At 67.5% G+C, this 17664-nt stretch carries 16 protein-coding genes and 1 other RNA gene; 8 read left to right on the top strand and 9 right to left on the bottom strand.

What is annotated here, in order from left to right; genetic code table 11:
* Window positions 1–91 precede the first annotated feature (91 nt).
* Entirely contained in the window at window positions 92–1729 is a 1638-nt protein-coding gene (locus ACZ1H8_RS10370; RefSeq protein ID WP_465181210.1) for a M20/M25/M40 family metallo-hydrolase, read from the top strand.
* A gap of 17 nt (window positions 1730–1746) precedes the next feature.
* Here ACZ1H8_RS10370 and ACZ1H8_RS10365 read toward each other — a convergent pair whose 3' ends face one another.
* The gene (locus ACZ1H8_RS10365; RefSeq protein ID WP_465181209.1) at window positions 1747–3933 is read right to left on the bottom strand and encodes a penicillin acylase family protein; all 2187 of its coding nucleotides are present in this window, start codon (window positions 3931–3933) and stop codon (window positions 1747–1749) included.
* Between the two features lie 45 nt (window positions 3934–3978).
* Window positions 3979–4464, bottom strand: coding sequence for a winged helix-turn-helix transcriptional regulator (locus ACZ1H8_RS10360; protein ID WP_110153583.1), 486 nt, complete (start codon window positions 4462–4464; stop codon window positions 3979–3981).
* A gap of 145 nt (window positions 4465–4609) precedes the next feature.
* Here ACZ1H8_RS10360 and ACZ1H8_RS10355 point away from each other — a divergent pair, with 145 nt between their 5' ends.
* The 6 genes from ACZ1H8_RS10355 to ACZ1H8_RS10330 all read left to right on the top strand — a co-directional run bounded on the left by ACZ1H8_RS10355 (window position 4610) and on the right by ACZ1H8_RS10330 (window position 12419).
* Window positions 4610–4927: a CC_3452 family protein gene (locus tag ACZ1H8_RS10355; protein WP_465181208.1), complete on the top strand. Its 318-nt coding sequence runs from the start codon at window positions 4610–4612 to the stop codon at window positions 4925–4927.
* A gap of 139 nt (window positions 4928–5066) precedes the next feature.
* Window positions 5067–7157 carry a RelA/SpoT family protein gene (locus tag ACZ1H8_RS10350; protein ID WP_465181207.1) on the top strand — a complete coding sequence of 697 codons (2091 nt, stop codon included), beginning with the start codon at window positions 5067–5069 and terminating at the stop codon, window positions 7155–7157.
* Window positions 7158–7281: 124 nt separating this feature from the next.
* Window positions 7282–7878 carry an OB-fold-containig protein gene (locus ACZ1H8_RS10345; protein ID WP_465181206.1) on the top strand — a complete coding sequence of 199 codons (597 nt, stop codon included), beginning with the start codon at window positions 7282–7284 and terminating at the stop codon, window positions 7876–7878.
* A 30-nt stretch (window positions 7879–7908) separates the two neighbouring features.
* Complete coding sequence (locus ACZ1H8_RS10340; protein ID WP_465181205.1) at window positions 7909–9615, top strand: flotillin family protein; 1707 nt, start codon at window positions 7909–7911, stop codon at window positions 9613–9615.
* A 59-nt stretch (window positions 9616–9674) separates the two neighbouring features.
* Window positions 9675–12122 (top strand): ATP-dependent helicase HrpB, encoded by a 2448-nt coding sequence (hrpB, locus tag ACZ1H8_RS10335; RefSeq protein WP_465181204.1) that lies wholly within the window; start codon window positions 9675–9677, stop codon window positions 12120–12122.
* A gap of 15 nt (window positions 12123–12137) precedes the next feature.
* Complete coding sequence (locus ACZ1H8_RS10330; RefSeq protein ID WP_465181378.1) at window positions 12138–12419, top strand: ETC complex I subunit; 282 nt, start codon at window positions 12138–12140, stop codon at window positions 12417–12419.
* 23 nt (window positions 12420–12442) lie between these two features.
* On the opposite strand, the gene ACZ1H8_RS10325 is transcribed toward ACZ1H8_RS10330, so the two are convergent.
* The 6 genes from ACZ1H8_RS10325 to ACZ1H8_RS10300 form a co-directional block, all read right to left on the bottom strand.
* On the bottom strand, window positions 12443–12970 hold the full coding sequence (locus tag ACZ1H8_RS10325; protein WP_465181377.1) for an NUDIX hydrolase: 528 nt from the start codon (window positions 12968–12970) through the stop codon (window positions 12443–12445).
* Window positions 12964–13629 (bottom strand): TPM domain-containing protein, encoded by a 666-nt coding sequence (locus ACZ1H8_RS10320; RefSeq protein WP_465181203.1) that lies wholly within the window; start codon window positions 13627–13629, stop codon window positions 12964–12966. Before ACZ1H8_RS10320 ends, ACZ1H8_RS10325 begins: the two co-directional genes overlap by 7 nt.
* On the bottom strand, window positions 13629–14513 hold the full coding sequence (locus ACZ1H8_RS10315) for a TPM domain-containing protein (RefSeq protein ID WP_465181202.1): 885 nt from the start codon (window positions 14511–14513) through the stop codon (window positions 13629–13631). The genes ACZ1H8_RS10320 and ACZ1H8_RS10315 overlap by 1 nt, the downstream gene beginning before the upstream one ends.
* Complete coding sequence (locus ACZ1H8_RS10310) at window positions 14510–15025, bottom strand: TPM domain-containing protein (protein ID WP_465181201.1); 516 nt, start codon at window positions 15023–15025, stop codon at window positions 14510–14512. Before ACZ1H8_RS10310 ends, ACZ1H8_RS10315 begins: the two co-directional genes overlap by 4 nt.
* 2 nt (window positions 15026–15027) lie before the next feature.
* Entirely contained in the window at window positions 15028–15618 is a 591-nt protein-coding gene (locus ACZ1H8_RS10305; RefSeq protein WP_110154071.1) for a LemA family protein, read from the bottom strand.
* An 82-nt stretch (window positions 15619–15700) separates the two neighbouring features.
* On the bottom strand, window positions 15701–16132 hold the full coding sequence (locus tag ACZ1H8_RS10300) for an RrF2 family transcriptional regulator (RefSeq protein WP_110154073.1): 432 nt from the start codon (window positions 16130–16132) through the stop codon (window positions 15701–15703).
* A 76-nt stretch (window positions 16133–16208) separates the two neighbouring features.
* Between ACZ1H8_RS10300 and ssrA the strand changes: the two genes are divergently transcribed.
* Window positions 16209–16549, top strand: a transfer-messenger RNA (tmRNA) gene (gene ssrA / locus ACZ1H8_RS10295).
* Between the two features lie 65 nt (window positions 16550–16614).
* Here ssrA and ACZ1H8_RS10290 read toward each other — a convergent pair.
* The gene (locus ACZ1H8_RS10290) at window positions 16615–17613 is read right to left on the bottom strand and encodes a sensor histidine kinase (RefSeq protein WP_465181200.1); all 999 of its coding nucleotides are present in this window, start codon (window positions 17611–17613) and stop codon (window positions 16615–16617) included.
* Window positions 17614–17664 lie beyond the last annotated feature (51 nt).

Genomic DNA, 17664 nt, shown 5'->3' with positions numbered 1-17664 from the left:
CGAAACAGTATGCGGATGCGAGCGGCCCTTTATGTGGCGCGGGCATTGGATTAGCGTCTGGATATCACGCCTGACCGGGAACCCTCACCAGATGCGCATTCGTCCGTTTCTTGCCGCCGTTTCGCTCGGCCTCGCCTCGCCCGCGCTGGCGCAGGTCGCGCCCCCGGCCGGCGAACCGACCTTCTCGGCCGAAGCGGTCAAGGCGCACGTCACCTTCCTGGCCGACGATCTGCTGGAGGGACGCGATGCGGGCACCCGCGGCTATGACATTGCTGCGCGCTACGTCGCCACCCGCTTCGAAGCGTTGGGGTTGAGGCCGGCGGGGCCGAATGGCAGCTGGTACCAACAGGTGCCGCTTTCCGAATATTCGCTCGACCCGGCGGCGCCGGCATCGCTTACCGTCGGCACGAAGCGCTTTGCCAATGGCGAGGACGCGATCATCGGCGCCTCGCCGCGCTATGGCACGACCGCGCAGCGGCTGGAGGGCGGCGTGGTCTTCGCAGGCTATGGATTGGCCACCGATTATGCCGGGCTGGACGTGAGGGGGAAATTCGTCGCGGTCCTGCTCGGGCGGCCCGCCGGTCTGAAGGGTGCGGCAGCACAGGCGGCGGAAGCCGAGGACAAGGACAGGAATGCGGGCGCGCGCGGGGCGACCGGCGTGATCTACCTCCTGTCGCCATCGGACATGAACCGTATCTCGTGGAGCGAGATCGCCCACTATATGATGTCGCCGCAGATGCGCTGGCTAGGCCCCAATGGCGCGCCGGGCGGAGCCGACGCCGGAATCGCGATCAACAGCTACGTGAAGCCGACAGTGGCCACCGAACTGTTCGCCGGAGCGCCGCAAAGCGCCGAGCAGATCTTCGCGGCAGCCGCGGCGGGCCAGCGGCCCAAAGGGTTCGCGCTGCCGGCAAAGGTGGTCACAGAACGGACCAGCAAGGTGCGCACCATCCGCAGCCCCAACGTCATGGCGATCCTGCCGGGATCCGATCCGAAGCTGGCCGCGGAATATGTCGTGCTGTCGGCGCATCTCGACCATGAAGGCGTCGACCCGTCGCTGCCGGGCCCCGACAAGATCTATAATGGCGCGATGGACAATGCCGCGGGTGTCGCGACGATGCTGGAGGTCGCGCGCGCCTTTTCTGAAAGCGGCAAGCGGCCGAAGCGGTCGCTGCTGTTCGTCGCGCTGACCGCGGAGGAGAAGGGGCTGCTGGGCTCCGAATATCTCGCCCGCTATCCGGTCGTCGGGTCGGGCAAGGTCGTCGCGGACGTCAATCTGGACATGCCGGTCCTGCTCTATGACTTCACCGATGTCGTCGCATTCGGCGCCGAACATTCGACCCTGGGCCCGATCGTCGAGCGCGCCGGCGCCAAGATGGGGGTCAAGCTGTCGCCCGATCCGATGCCCGAGGAGAATCTGTTCGTCCGCTCGGACCATTACAGCTTCGTCCAGGCGGGGGTGCCGTCGGTGTTCCTGGTCACCGGCTGGGCCAATGGCGGGAAGGACGCGTTCAAGTCGTTCCTGTCGACCCATTATCACAAGGTCAGCGACCAGGTGACGCTGCCATTCAACTGGCAGGCAGGCGCCAAGTTCGCGAAGATCAACTATCTGATCGCGCGCGAGATCGCCGACGGCAAGGATGCGCCGCGCTGGTACGAGGGCAATGAATATGGCGACCGCTTCGCCCCCGGTCAGCCGCGGGCGAAGAAGCCGGCGGGCGCCAGGTAACCCCCGCCTGCGCGGGATCAGGGGCGGTAGCGCCGCTCGACATGTCCGCGCAGCTGCGCCGGATCGAACCGGACGGGCTTCAGCCGATGCTCGACGAACATCCGCGCCTGATCGGTATAATGGTTCGACTCCGGCCGGGTCGTCGCCGCGCCGAAGGGCTGGATCGAGCGTGAACTGACCCGCCCATCGCGGTCCCAGGTAACGAACATGATGAAGCTGTCGCCGTGACGGATCGCCAGCCGGCCATCGGGCAATTCGTCATAGCTGGTCGCGGCACGAAGCGCGTCGGGTCCGCCGTCCAGCGGCAGGTCGACCTTGCCCTGCCGCAGGCGGATGAACTCGCCCAGCGGCAGGTCGAGCCGGCCGAAATGACGCTGGAGATAGCCCGCCGCCTCCGCCAGCACGGTGCGTCGATCGGGCCTTGGCTGTCGCTCATAATGCCAGCGATTGGGCACGCGCAGGATCGAATAGGCCAGGCTGTCGGCCGGCCCCTTGCCGTCGTAATTCCAGTCCCAGCGCGCCAGCAGGTCGTGCGCCCGGCGCAGCAGCGGATCTCCCTTGGGGTCGACCGCCAGCAGGTCGCGATACCAGCGGCCGAGATAGCTGTCGCGCGCGACGCCGCTGTCATATTTGATCCGCTCCAGCTCCGCCTCGCCGATCGACGGAGTGGCACCCAGCAATTCGAGTGCACGGGTGCCGCGATTGGTCGTGTCGGTCTCGACACCGAGCAACGGCGGCTGCGCCGGGATTTCGAACCCCTGCCCCGCCGCCTGATAGGGCGAGTTGTTGGCGTTCATCAGGAAGCCCGAGCCGGGATTGATGTTGCGCGGGACGATCGACCAGGGAACCGTCCCCGGCGCATAGGCGCGCGACGTGTCGCCGGGGAGCAGCCCGGCATAGTCGAAGCCGGGCTTTCGGTTCGGGAAGGCGGCGTTGTAGAAATAGGCGATGTTGCCGGCGCGGTCGGCATAGATGAAATTGGTGCCGGGCACCCCCTGGATCGCCATCGCCCTTTGCCATTCGGCGAAGTCGCGCGCCCTGATCAGGCGATAATATTGCTCGACCATGCGCAACTGGTCGGCCCCGCCATAGCGGATCGCATAGGCGCCCGAGGCATTGCGCATCACCGGCCCCTGCACTGCCCGCTCGACACTGCGCGGCACCGGAAGGGTGAACGGGCCCCACAGCTTTACCGGCAGCCACACCGTACGCTTCTCGATCGGCCGCCATTGGCCATCATAGCGATAGGCGTCGCGCGCCGGGTTCAGCACCAGCCGGTATGCGTCGATCAGGTCGGGTCGGTTGACCGTGTTGGTCCAGCCCAGCGTGCGGTTGTGACCCAGCAGCGGATAGGGCGCACCGGGGAAGGTGGCGCCGGCGAAATCCCATCCCGTCTTCGAATGGACGACCAGTTCGTACCAGGCGGCACCGCCACGCCAGGGCTGGTGCGAGTTGGAGACGAGCCGCGTGGCGCCATCGGACGAGCGGCGGGGCGCGACGAGAAAGGCGTTCGACCCCGCCTGCCCCGGTTCGGCACCGAGCGGCGTGACGTTGGGCGCGTCGAGCGGCCCGGCGCGCTCGACCGGCAGCGGCTTGTCGCCCGAGATCGATCCCAGCACCGCGTCGAGCCCGAAGAAGAAGGGCGATCGCACGACGAAACCGGTGGCGATATCCTGTCCGTTGACCGGGAAGAGCCTGGCCAACCGGATCTCGTCCGGATGCTTCTCCGCATAACGGTTGAGTCCCGAGGCATAGCCGTCGAGCAGCGCGCGGACATCCGCCGGTTGGGCCGCATAGTCGCGGGCGACGGTCGCGCGTGCGTCGAGCAGGTGGACGACATAATCGGTCTTCGCACCGTCCGCGCCGCTGATCGCGCCCAGCCGCCCGCGGGTCATCGCCAGCACCTCCTGCAGGGTGACGAAATCATCCTCGGCATGGGCATAGGCGATGCCATAGGCGACATCGGGATCGGTCCCGCCGAAGATATGGGGAACGCCGAAATCGTCGCGTACGATCTCGACATCATAGGCGTGCGCCGGCGGCGGCGTCATGCGTTCGGCGAGCAGTGGTTCCCAGGTCGCAAGCGCGATGGCAGCGAGGATCAGGAGCAGCGCGAAAGCGATGAGGATCCGGCGAAGCCAGGTCCACCAAGCCGACCGGCGAGGGCGGGCGTCCTGCCGCGGCGCCGCGGCCGTGCCAGTCATTGTCATCGCTCCCCCGTCACGCGCTTCATTCAGCGAAGCGTCGCTTCACTCCGCGGCCTTTGCCTCCGCGTCCCAGACAACATCCTCGGGCAGTGCCCAGCACAGATCGGTCTTTTCAAGCTCGCGCCCGTCATGCGCCAGCACCTTCACGGCACGGATCGGCTTCATGTCGCGCTGGTCGACCAGGATCGGGCTGGCGGGGACACCGGTCTCCCATTGCTCGCCCCATTGCCGCAGTGCAACCATGGTCGGGAGCAGCGCATAGCCCTTGTCGGTCAGGCGATATTCGATCTTCCGGCGGTCATCCGGACAGGGCACCCGTTGAAGGATGCCATGGCCGACCAGACGTGCCAGACGGTTGGCCAGGATGTTGCGGGCGATGCCCAGCGTCGACTGATATTCCTCGAAATGACGCAGTCCATTGAAGGATGCGCGAAGGATCAGGAAAGACCAACGCTCCCCCATTGCCTCGAGAGCGGCGGGCAGGCTGCACTCGGCAGCCAGATCTTCGCGCAGTCCGGTAAACGCCATGATCGATCCTAACCCATTTCGATCCGGGACGGAAACGGCATAACTCGTTGCATTGCAGCAATAGTTTCTGCTTGCAACTTACATTTAGGTCAGTTAGCTATTGGGCCGCAACGCGGTTGCATCTGAAATTCCCCAGGAGGCATTCATGACCCGTTTCCTTGCCGTTGCGGCAGCCGCCGCAGCAACGCTGGCGCTCACCCCTGCAGCCGGCATCGCCCAGACGCCGGGCGGCGCCTATTACACCGCCACCGCCGAGGCGGCACCCGCCAAGTCGAGCGTCGTGACGCGCAGCACGATTTGGCGCTGCACCGACGCGACCTGCACCGCGCCCAAGGCGACAGCGCGCGATGCGATCATGTGCGAGCTGGTTGCGCGCGAAGTCGGCAAGCTGTCGTCCTTCGCCGTCAAGGGCGAGGCGTTCGACGCCGCGTCGCTGGAAAAGTGCAACGCCCGCGCCAAGTAAGCGCGACTGCGTTCGACTGCCCAACCGGGCCCGCCCTCCGCACCGGAGCGCGGGCCCGTGTTGCGTAAAGCGCACAGCATCACCGTAAAATGACACGAATTTATTGCAAAGCAGCGCACATGCACGCCATCTAGGGGCTGTGCTGCGTCAATATGAACTGGTCGATCGGGTCCTGAGCTACGATCCCGAGGCCGATGAGGCCCTGCTCAACCGCGCCTATGTGTTTTCGGTTAATGCCCATGGCACGCAGAAGCGCGCGTCGGGCGACCCCTATTTCAGCCATCCGATCGAGGTGGCCGGCATCCTGACCGACCTGCATCTCGACGACGAGACGATCGCGACCGCGATCCTGCACGACACGATCGAGGATACGGTCGCCACGCCGGAGGAGATCAAGCGGCTGTTCGGCGAGAATGTCGCGCGGATGGTCGACGGCGTGACCAAGCTGTCGAAGATCGAGGCGCAGAGCGAGAGCGAGCGCGCCGCCGAGAATCTGCGCAAGTTCCTGCTGGCGATGTCGGACGACATTCGCGTCCTGCTGGTGAAGCTGGCGGACCGGCTCCACAATATGCGCACGCTCCATTTCATCAAGAATGAGGAGAAGCGCCGCCGGATCGCCCGCGAGACGATGGACATCTATGCCCCGCTCGCCGAGCGGATCGGCATGTACGAGTTCATGAAGGAAATGCAGACGCTCGCCTTTCGCGAACTCGAACCCGAAGCCTATGAATCGATCACCAAGCGGCTCGACAGCTTCAAGGTCGAGGGCGAGGACCGGATCGCGAAGATCTCCTCCGGGTTGAAGCTGCTGCTGTCGCGCGGCGGGGTCGAGTCCGAGGTCACCGGCCGAGAGAAACATCCCTATTCCATCTGGAAGAAGATGTCCGAGCGCCATGTGAGCCTCGAACAGCTGAGCGACATCATGGCGTTCCGCGCGATCGTCGGGTCGGAGGAGGAATGCTATCGCACCCTGGGCATCATCCATCGCCGCTGGCCGATGGTCCCGGGGCGGTTCAAGGATTATATCTCGACGCCCAAGCGCAACGGCTATCGGTCGCTGCACACCACGATCATGCATGCCGGCGACACCAGGGTCGAGATCCAGATCCGCACCCAGGCGATGCACGCCCAGGCCGAATTCGGCCTGGCCGCCCACTGGGCGTACAAGCAGGACAATGTCCGGCCCGACACCCAGGTCAGCTGGATCCGCGACCTGGTCGAGATCCTGGAACATGCCGAGAGCGCGGAGGAGCTGCTCGAGCATACGCGCATGGCGATGTACCAGGACCGCATCTTCGCCTTCACCCCCCAGGGCGAGCTGATCCAGCTGCCCAAGGGATCGACGCCGATCGATTTCGCCTATGCGGTCCATTCCAATATCGGCGACCAGGCCGTCGGCGCGAAGGTGAACGGCCGCGTCGTGCCGCTGCGCACCGAGATCGAGCAGGGCGACCAGGTCCAGATCCTGCGGTCCAAGGCGCAGCAGCCCCAGGCCAACTGGCTGAACTTCGCCATCACCGGCAAGGCGCGCGCGGCGATCCGGCGTCACATCCGCCTGAAGGAGCGCGAGGAGACGATCGCGCTGGGCCACAAACTCTATGACGAGATCGTCTCGCGCCTCCCGATCCGGGCCGGCGAATCGGCGATGCGCGACGCGCTGAAGCGGTTGAAGCTGAGCGACGAGGCGGCGCTGATGGAAGCGATCGCGCGGCGCAAGCTGACCGACGCCCAGGTCATGGAAGCGATCATGCCGGGATCGACCGACGGGCTCGATACCGGCGAGCCGCCGCCCCAGGCGCATGCGATCGACATCAAGGGGCTGACTCCCGGCGTCGCCTTCACCCTGTCCGAGGATTGCGCACCGGTGCCCGGCGACCGGATCGTCGGCGTGCGCCGCGCGGGCCAGCCGATCGAGGTGCACCGGATCGATTGCCCCGGACTGGCGGATACCGACGATCAGGACTGGGTCGACCTGACCTGGGGCGACAAGGCCGAAGGCGGCGTCGCCGAGATCGCGGTCACGCTGAAGAACGAGCCAGGCGCGCTGGGTGCGGTCGCCACGCTGATTGGCCAGCAAAAGGCGAACATCCTGGGGCTGAAGATGGACAGCCGCGACACGACCTTCCACACGAACACGATCGACGTCGAGGTCCGCAACGCGGCGCATCTGATGAGACTGCTCGCCGCGCTGCGTGCCGCCGACTGCGTCAGTTCCGCCGAGCGGGTCTGACACGGACCACGGCGCGCGGCTCGATCTCGCCGGCAAATATGTCCTCTTCGGAGGATTCGGGACCGTTTTCGCTAGGGAACCGGCCAATCCCTCCCTAGACTAAATCCGAATCGGGGAGGATCACTTGGCTTTCGTATTGGCACCGGAGAACATCGCCTTCGTATCGGCGATTCTCCTGATGGTGCTGATCGGACTGGTCCAGTTGCTGGGCCTGGGCGGCGATGCCGATTTCGACCTGGATGCCGATACCGACCTGCTCGGCTGGCTCGGTTTCGGCAGAATTCCTTTCCTGATGCTGGTCACGCTGTTGCTGGCGTCGTTCGGGATCATCGGCCTGCTGGGCCAGCAACTGTCGACCGATCTTCTGGGACATCTGATCGACCCGTGGGTCGCGGCGCCCGCGGCGCTGGTCGCGGCGCTGCCCGTCACCGGGGTCACCGCCAACCTGCTGGCACGAGTCATGCCGCGCGACCACACGACCGCCATCTCGGTCGAGGAACTGGTCGGCAACGGCGCGACGATCGTCACCGGTCGCGCCCGTGCCGGATCGCCGGCGCGTGCGCGGGTGATCGACCATCACGGCCAGGTTCATTTCGTCATGGTCGAGCCCAATGAGGACGGCCAGGTGCTGGAGGAAGGCGAAGCCGTCCTTCTCGTCCGCCATGAGGGACCGGTGTTCCGGGCCGTCTCTCGCGGAGACCATTATCTGCCCCGGATCTGACCGTCACAACGACAATCGAGGAGAAGAGATTTGAACCTACCCGCCGTCCAGGAAGCCCCGTCCCTGATCCCCTATCTGGTGATCGGCGGAACGTCGCTGATCCTGCTGATCGTGCTGGGGCTGATCGTCGCGCGCCTGTACAAGCGCGCGTCGAAGGAGATCGGCTTCGTCCGCACCGGCCTGGGCGGGGAAAAGGTGGTGATGAACGGCGGCGCGCTGGTGCTGCCGATCTTCCACGAGACGATGCCGGTCAACATGAACACGGTCCGCCTGGCGGTGGAGCGCAAGAATGCCGACGCGCTGATCACGCTCGACCGGCTTCGCATCGACGTGAAGGCCGAATTCTATGTCCGGGTAAAGCCCGACGGTCCGTCGATCGCGATCGCCGCGCAGACCCTGGGCCTGCGCACGATGAACCCCGAAGCGCTGAAGGAGCTGGTCGAGGGCAAGTTCGTCGACGCGCTGCGATCGGTCGCGGCGGGGATGACGATGGCGCAGCTGCACGAGCAGCGCAGCGAGTTCGTCCAGAAGGTGCAGCAGGTGTCGTCGGTCGATCTGGCGATGAACGGGCTGGAGCTGGAATCGGTATCGCTGACCGGGCTGGACCAGACGTCGATCGAGCATTTCAACGCCAATAACGCGTTCGACGCCGAGGGCCTGACGAAGCTGACCGAGCAGATCGAGCTGCGCAAGAAGGCGCGCAACGACATCGAGCAGGATACGCGCGTCCAGATCGAGACCAAGAATCTGGAGGCGCAGCGCCAGTCCTTCCTGATCGGCCGCGACACCGAATTCGCGCGGCTGGAGCAGGAGCGCGAGGTCGAGATGCGTCGCGCCGGACAGGTGGCCGAAGTGGCGCGCGAACAGGCGCTGCGCCAGCAGGAAGCGGATCAGGCGCGGATCGAGGCGAAGAAGCTGGTCGATTCGCAGCAGATCGAAGCCGATCGCGCGGTGCAGCAGGCGCGGATCGCGCAGGACCAGGCGCTGGCGCTTGCCCGGCAGGAGCAGCAGATCGCGGTCCAGAACAAGAGCCGCGAGGAGAGCCAGGCACGCGCCGAGGCCGACAAGGCCCGTGCCGAGGCGGTGGTCGCCGAGGAACAGGTGGGCACCGCCCGCGAGGCCGAGATCGCCGAGCGTACCAAGCGAATCGAGCTGATCGACGCGTCGCGCGAAGCCGAGCGGGCGGCGATCGGCATCCGGGTCCAGGCCGAGGCCGAGAAGCAGGCCGCCGCCGACCGCGCCGAGGCGGCACGCGTTCAGGCCGAGGGTGAGGCCGAAGCGGCCAAGCTGCGTTCCGAGGCCGACCGGGTCCGCTTCGAGGTCGAGGCGGCGGGCCAGCGCGCGGTCAACGAGGCGGCGAACCTGCTGTCGTCCGACCAGGTCTCGCTCCAGACCAAGCTGGCGCTGCTCAAGGTGTTGCCCGACCTGGTGCGCGAATCCGCCAAGCCGCTGGAGGCGATCGACTCGATCAAGATTGTCCAGGTCGACGGCATCACCGGCCGCGGCGGCGACGGTTCCGCGGGCGCAGGTGCCGGCGGTGGGGGTGGAGACGAGAATCTGGCCAGCGCAGCGGTCGGGGCGGCGCTGCGCTACCGCGCGCAGGCACCCGTGATCGACGGGCTGATGCGCGAGTTGGGCTTCGACGGATCGACGATCGACTCGCTTGTGCAGGGTGCGGTGCCCCACACCAAGGCCGCGCCCAAGGCTGCAAGCAAGGCGGCGCCGGACGCCGGCTGACCGGAGCGCGTCACGGCAGGTGACGCGCGGGCGGGCGATGCGTAGAAGGCGCGTCGCCCATGACCCTGCCGATCCATGCCGTCCTGCCCGACCTGCTCGCCGCGCTTCGCGCGCGGTCGAGCGCCGTGCTGGTCGCGCCGCCGGGCGCGGGCAAGACGACCGCGGTTGCCCCTGCCCTGCTGGCCGAGCCCTGGGTCGAGGGGCGCGAGATCCTGTTGCTGTCGCCGCGGCGGCTGGCGGCGCGCGCCGCAGCCGAGCGGATGGCGAGCCTGGCCGGCGAGCCGGTCGGCAGAACCTTCGGCTATGCCACGCGGATGGACAGCAAACGCTCGTCCGACACGCGGGTGACGGTGGTCACCGGAGGCATTTTCGTGAACCGCATCCAGGCCGATCCCGAATTGTCGGGGGTCGCGGCGGTGCTGTTCGACGAAGTCCATGAGCGCAGCCTCGACAGTGATTTTGGACTCGCGCTGGCGCTGGATGCACAGGAAGCGTTGCGCCCCGACCTGAGGCTGGTGCCGATGTCGGCGACGCTGGACGGGGCGCGCTTCTCGGCGCTGATGGGCGAGGCGCCGGTGATCGAGAGCGAGGGGCGCAGCCACCCGCTGGAACTGCGCCATATCGGCCGGGCGGCGGAGGCACGGATCGAGGACTCGATGGCCGCCGCGATCCGCCAGGCACTGCGCGAGGCGGAGGGCGGGCTGCTCGCCTTCCTGCCCGGTGTCGCCGAGATCGAGCGGACCGCCGAGCGGCTGGGCGAGCTCGGACCCGACATCATACTGCATCGGCTGCACGGGTCGCTCGACCCCGCCGCCCAGCGCGCGGCGATCGCGCCCGAGCGGAGCGGTGCGCGCAAGCTGGTGCTCGCCACCTCGATCGCCGAAACAAGCCTGACGCTGGACGGCATCCGCATCGTGGTCGATTCGGGGCTGGCGCGGCGGCCGCGCTACGACCGCGCCGCGGGGATGACCCGGCTGGTCACCGAGCGCGCCAGCCAGGCAGCGGTGACGCAGCGGGCCGGTCGTGCCGGGCGGCAGGCGCCGGGCGTCGCCTATCGCTTGTGGGAAGCCGCGGCGACCGCCGGACTGCCGCGATTCGATCCGCCGGAGATTCTGGAGGCCGACCTGTCGGCGCTGACGCTGGACTGCGCGCTGTGGGGCGTCAGCGATCCGCGGACGCTGCGCTGGCTCGACCCGCCGCCCGATGCCGCGATCAGCGAGGCGCTGCGGCGGCTGGCGACGCTCGATGCGATCGACGGCGACGGGCGACCGACGGCGCATGGCAAGGCGATCGCGCGACTACCGCTGCCGCCGCGGCTGGGCCATATGCTGGTCCGCGCCGGGGAGATCGGGCTGGCGCGCACGGCCGCGCAGGTCGCGGTGCTGCTGGGCGAGCGCGGGCTGGGCGGAAACGATCCCGACCTCGACCACCGGCTGCGGCGCTGGCGCAGCGAGCGCGGGCCGCGCGCGGACAATGGCCGGCGTCTGGCGGAGCGCTGGGCAAAGCTGGTGCCGGCGAAGGGCGATGCGGAGGCGAGCCCGGGCGATGTCGCGACCTGTATCGCGCTGGCCTTTCCCGACCGGATCGCGAAGCGGCGCGACGCGAGCGGCGAGAGCTGGGCGTCGGCGGGCGGGCGCGGCTTCCGGCTGGATCCGACCGCGTCGCTGGCCCAGTCGGAATGGCTGGCGGTCGCGGAGACCCAGGGCATGGCGGCGGGTGCGCGCATCCTGTCGGCCGCGCCGATCGAGCAGGAAGCGGTCGAGGCGTTGTTCGCCGACCGGATCGAGACGCGGCGCAGCGTGCGCTTCGATCCGGCGACCAACCGGGTCGAGGCACTGCGCGAACGACGGCTGGGCGCGATCCGCCTCTCCTCCGGCCCCGACAGCGCGGCGGATCCGCGCGAGATCGAATCGGCGCTCCTCGAGGCGGTACGGCGGCATGGCCTCGCGCTGCTGCCCTGGTCGGGTACCGCGGCGTCGCTGCGCGCACGGGCCGGCTATGCGGGCATGGCCGAACTGGGCGACGAGGCGCTGATCGCCGAACTGGACAAGTGGCTACCGCCGGTACTGGCGGGCAAGCGGCGGCTGGATGCGATCGAGGCGGGGGCACTGACCCAGGCGCTGCAAAGCCGGCTGGGCTGGGACGGGCAGAAGACGCTCGACCGGATTGCGCCAGCACGGTTCGAGAGCCCGGCGGGTTCGAGCCACGAGATCGACTATGCCGCCGAGGGCGGGCCGAGGGTCGAGCTGCGCGTCCAGGCGCTGTTCGGGCTGGCGGCGCATCCGATGGTGGGCAGCACGCCGCTGGTTCTGAGCCTCACCTCGCCCGCCGGACGGCCGATCCAGACGACGCGCGACCTGCCGGGCTTCTGGACGGGCAGCTGGAGCGCGGTGGCGAAGGAGATGCGGGGCCGCTATCCGCGCCATCCCTGGCCCGACGATCCAGCCGCGGCGTCGGCGACGCTGCGCACCAAAAATGCGGATGCAAGAGCGGCCCGACAGCGCTAAGGGATTCGCGTCATGATCAAGACCGCACGCATCTATCAGAAGCCCAAGAACGCCATGCAGTCCGGCCGCGCGCGGACCGACAGCTGGATCCTCGAGTTCGAGCCGCGCGAGCAGCAGCGCGCCGATCCGCTCACCGGCTGGGCCGGATCGGGCGACACCGCGTCGCAGCTGCGCATGAGCTTTCCGACTTTGGACGCGGCACGGCACTATGCCGAGCGCGAGGGTATCGCCTATCACGTGATCCCGGCGCCCGAGCGCAAGCTGAAGCTGCAGGCCTACGCCGACAATTTCCGCTGAGGTCGGCGTCGCATCGGGCGACGTCAACCGATCAGGGTCGGGGCCAGCAGCAGCAACAGCTTGACGTCGATCGCCAGACCTTCGGCGCGCTTCTGCGCGACGAACGCCGGAACTTCGGCGCGCCTGACGCGGTGGACGACGATATCCTCGCCATCGACGCCCCCGCCCTCTCCGATCTTCGTCAGACCGCGCAGCCGGACCAGCGTGAAGCCTTCGGTCACCAGACCCGGCGAGGATTGATACTCGCCCAGATTCTGCAGGTCGGACGCGGTATAGCCGGTCTCTTCCTCCAGCTCGCGCACGGCTGCCAACTCGGGGGTGTCTTCGGCAAGATCGTCGCCGACCAGGCCGGCGGGAAGCTCGAGGCAGCGGCGGCCCAGCGGCACGCGATACTGGTCGACCAGCAGGACATGGTCGTCATCGTCGATCGCGACGATCACCACCGCGCGCGAGCCGCGGGTGCGCGAGACATATTCCCAGCGGCCTTGCTTGCGGACGGAGATCCACTTGCCCTGCCAGGCGGTTTCGACGGGTTCGATGTCGCTCACAATTCGATCAGCCTGTCCGGGAGTTCGTTGACGTCGTGCGCCTGGCGCGGAAACTGCTCTGCCAGAATCTCGCCGATGCGCGCAATCGCCTCGGCCATCCCGCCCGCGGGATCGTCGCGGCGCAGCCCGGCGACGAGCATCGCCATCGCCTCGCCCCAGCATTCGTCGGTGACCTTGCCGTGGATCGCCGCGTCGGCGACGATCTCGGCGCGGTGCTCGGCTAGGCTGACATAGAGCAGCACGCCGACACGGCCGCGCGTGCGATGCTCGGCGTTGGCGCGGAAGAACTGGACGGCGCGGCGACGTACGCGACGCAGCTTGGTCGGATGCGGCGTCAGCGCCATCCGCGCCGGCATCCAGGCGAGCCCGAAGCGCACCACGAGGAACAGGATCGTCTGGGCGATCACCAGCCAGAAGGCGGTTCGGCCGACCTCCGGCCCGCTGGTCCAGCCCAGCCAATGCTCGAGCGGCACCGGCCAGATCGCGACGAACGCCGCCGCCGCCAGTATCGCGCCCACCGCGTAGTGGAGCCCGACATCGTGATAGGAATCGGAGCGATCGGTGACGATCGTCACGATCTCGCCCGAGGTGCCCCGCTCCGCCGCGGCCACGGCTTCGGTCACCCGCAGATGATCGGCCTCGCCGAACCTGATCCGTGGCATCACCAGCTCCCCGATGCGCCGCCGCCGCCGAACGAGCCGCCGCCACCGGAGAAACCCCCGCCGCCACCGCCGCCCCAGGACGAACCGCCACCACTACTGCCGCCGCCCCAGCCGGAGCCGCCGCTCCACCCCGAGCCCGAGCTGCGGCCGCCGCTGCGCATCGCCGCGTCTAGCGCGGCCCAGAGTAGCACTTCGCCCACACCGCTCCCGCCGCCCCGGCCGCGATAGCGCCGACCGCGGCGCCTTCCGCCACTTAGGCCGCGCAGCAAAAGGAACAGGATGAACATTACCAGCACCGCGCCGACGATCGCACCGCCGACTTCATTGCCGCCGCTGCTGCCGCGCCGTTGCTGCGTCGCGCGCGCGGCGTCGAGCTTCTGCTTGGCACGCTGCTCGGCCGCCTCGAGCGGCAGCTTCATCTGCTCGCCGATCTCGGTCGCGCCGGCCATGATGCCGCCGGCCATGTCGCCGGCCTTGAAACGAGGTACGATCTGCTGGTCGACGATCAGCCCGGCCAGCCCATCGGTCATGATCGGCTCCAGTCCCTTGCCGACTTCGATCCGAACCTGGCGCTCGTTCGGCGCGACCAGCAGGATGATGCCGTTGTCGGCTTCTTTCTGCCCCAGCTTCCAGTGCTGGCCGAGCCGATAGCCATAGTCGTCGATCGCATAGCCTTGCAGATCGGGGATCGTCGCCACGACGAACTGTCGCCCGCTCGCCTGCTCAATACCCTCGGACAGCTGGGTGAGTTGCTGCTCCTGCGCAGGATCAAGCAGGTTGGCGGCGTCGATGACGCGGCCGGTCAAATCGGGGAAGGTCTGAGCCGAGGCTGCCGCAGGGACAAGGAAGAGAAAGAGCGTGAGAAACAGTCGGACGAGCTTCATCCCATGGTCTCCGAAAGCACAGCCGCGACGTGATCGATTCCCTTGACGATGCCCGCTTCGAACCGGTCGGCCTTCAGGTCCGGTCGCATGACCTGTTCGACGATCTGCCGTGCGCGCGCATCGGAGAGCAGCGTGCCCGATGGCCCGGCCGCGGATAGTCGAAGCTCTCGTTCCTTCGGCGCAAACAGGAGCAGGGCGCCGTTGGTGATTCCGGCGCGCACGCCGATCGCTTCCGACGCCTCCTCGGTAGAGCGCCCCTGAAGCGAAGCGACCGTCACGACCAGGATTCGCCGCTGCGTCCGCCGCTCCACATCGGACAGGCGCGTCTCCATCGCAGTGCGGGCAGATGGCGAAAGCACCTCGGCGTCGTCCAGCACATGCCTGACCGCGATCAGCGGCGAGGGTGACGGTGCGGGTGGCCGAACGAAGACCCGATCGGTCTCATTGGCCACAGGCTGCTTCTCCCCGCACGCGGACAGCAGCGCCAGCAGCGACAGGGCGGCAACGCGCATGATCAGGTGCCGAATTCCTTGCCGATATCGGGCGCGGTATCGGCGCCGGGCTTCGCCTGGAACGGGACCATCGGCTTGGCGCCGTAGAAGATTTTGGCACCGACCGCGTCCGGGAAGGTCCGAATGCGCGTGTTATAGGCCTGGACCGAGCCGTTATAGGCCTCGATCCGGATGTTGATCCTGTTCTCGGTTCCCGCGACCTCGTGCATCAGCATCTTGAAGGAGTCCTGGCTCTTCAGCTCGGGATAGGCTTCCGCCGTGGCGAGCAGTCGGCTGAGCGACCCCCCAAGCGCCTGCTGCGCCTGCTGATAGGCCTGAACCTTGGCAGGGTCGGTCAGGTCGCCGGGGGCAAGCTGGACCGAAGTCGCGCGCGAGCGCGCCTGGGTCACTTCGGTCAGGATCTTGCTTTCCGATCCGGCGGCGGCCTTCACCGTTGCGACCAGATTGGGGATCAGGTCGGCGCGACGCTGATAGGCGGCCTGGACGTCAGCCCATTTCGCCTTGGCATCCTCCTCCGCGGTCGGAACGCTGTTCAAACCACAGGCCGACAGCAGCATTGCCGTGGCCATGGCGATCGCGACACGAAACTTCATTGGGCTGCCCTCCGGAGATGTCACCGGTGTTGTATATGGCGCAACCACCGGGACATGAAAGAGGTTGCCTTCGCCCCGTCGATCAGGCCGCGGCGAGATCCACCGCGACCGCGTCGGCGAGGCTGGTGCCATCGAGAATGCGCGCCGTCTCGTCGCGGACGCGGGCCATCGCCGAACGGATCGCGCAGGCAGCCTCGTCCTTGCAGTCGAGGCAGGGGCGATAGGCGGTTCGGCTGACGCAGGGCACCAGCGCAAGCGGACCCTCGATCACGCGAATGATTTCGCCCAGCGAGATCAGATGGCCGGGACGCGCGAGCAGATAGCCGCCCATCTTGCCGCGATGGCTGTGCAGGAACCCCGCCTCGCGCAGGTCGGCGAGGATCAGTTCGAGGAACTTGCGCGGCACATTCGCCTCGGCAGCGATGCGGTTCATCGGCGTGGGTTTCCCGCCGGGCGGCTGAGTGGCCAGGAAAAGCATCGCGCGGAGGGCGTATCGGGAACGCTGCGTCAACATCGTGGCAAAGCCCATGCCAAGTCTTTGCGGCGCTGTGAAGGCCTGTACAGCCTTTTCCCGAACCCCTTGGCGCAAGCCTCTTTTCTTCGCCGCCCGAATGCCTATATCTGATGGTGCCGGCTTCGGCCGGCTATGGCGATAAACGACGGCGTGCAATAGGCGCAGCGGACCCGGGGGCAGTACCCGGCGGCTCCACCACCAACCGCCAGCGATGGCGGGTGATGACGGGGCCGAACCAGGATCGACGTGTGTTGAAAAGCGCTGACTTTCGCTCGGATTGGGCCACCGCAACGGCTCTATTCACAAGTGCCAACGATAACGAGGCGCTCGCGATTGCGGCCTAACCCAAGTCTTCACGGACTAGGTTAGACAGACAAAAGCGCGGTTGGACCGCACCGGGCAACAGAAGCGGATTCCAGCGGTACGGGGAGCACCGGGCAACAGAAGCTCCCCACTTCCCCATTCAGGCGATGATGCGACCCTCAAGCGGGCACGGTCAGCCGAGCCGTCGCGCCCGTGCCGGGGAGCAGTTCGAAGCGGCCGTTCAGTTGTTCGGCGAGCATCGTCGCGATGCCCAGACCGAGGCTGCCCGATGCAGCGACGTCGAACCCATCGGGCAAGCCATGGCCGTCGTCGCGGACGTCGATGCGGATCGTCGATCCGTCCTGAACCAGATCGATGTCGATGCGGCCGTCCTCGCGATCGGCAAAGCCATGTTCGATCGAGTTGGCGACCGCTTCGGCGACGATCAGCGCCACCGGGACCGCCGCGTCGGATTTCACCGCCAGGTCATGTTCCCCCGTGACGGTGATCACCACCGGCTTGCCGCTCGCATCGACGACGTCGGCGCACAGCGGCTCGAGCAGGGCCCGGAGGCCGCGCGTGGTTCCCTCGATATGATAGAGCTGGCGGCTGATCCGTCCGATCACCCCCAGGCGGCGCGCGCCCTCGTCCAGCGCGGTGCGCGCCTCGCCATCGGTCACGCGCCGTTTCTGGAGCATCAGCAGCGCGGCGGCGACCTGGAGATTGTTCGAAACGCGGTGCTGAAGCTCGCGGAACAGCAGTTCGCGCGTGTCCGCCAGCGCGCGATTGCGCTCGCGCTCGGCAGCGAGCCTATGGTTTGCCCGCTGCATCCAGTGGACCAGCAGGATGTCGGTCGCCACGACGAAGACGTAGAAGGCCAGCGCGAAACCTGAAGCGACGGTGAGTCTGAAACTGCCGAGCGGCGGAATGAAGAAATACCAGGCGAGCGCGCCGCAGATGACCGCGCTGGCCGAGCCGATCTGCACCCCGAACAGGAACGAGGTGATGATAACCACCGGGAAGAAGGTCACATAGGGGAAGCCGGAAGGCAACAGCGGATCGGCGAACCAGCGGACGGCGAAGGCAGTCCCGGCAAGGACGAGCATCACCGCGACGCCCAGAGCCGGCCGGCCCTGCGCCAGCGGCAGTCGTGCCAGCCAGTCGCTGCTCTTCGTCACGATGGTCTCCCCGGTGCTCCGCCCCACCATGGCGACTGCGGTGCCGATAGC

The organism is Sphingomonas sp. BL-S-25 (assembly GCF_055521555.1).
This window is presented reverse-complemented; position numbering and strand designations above follow the sequence as displayed.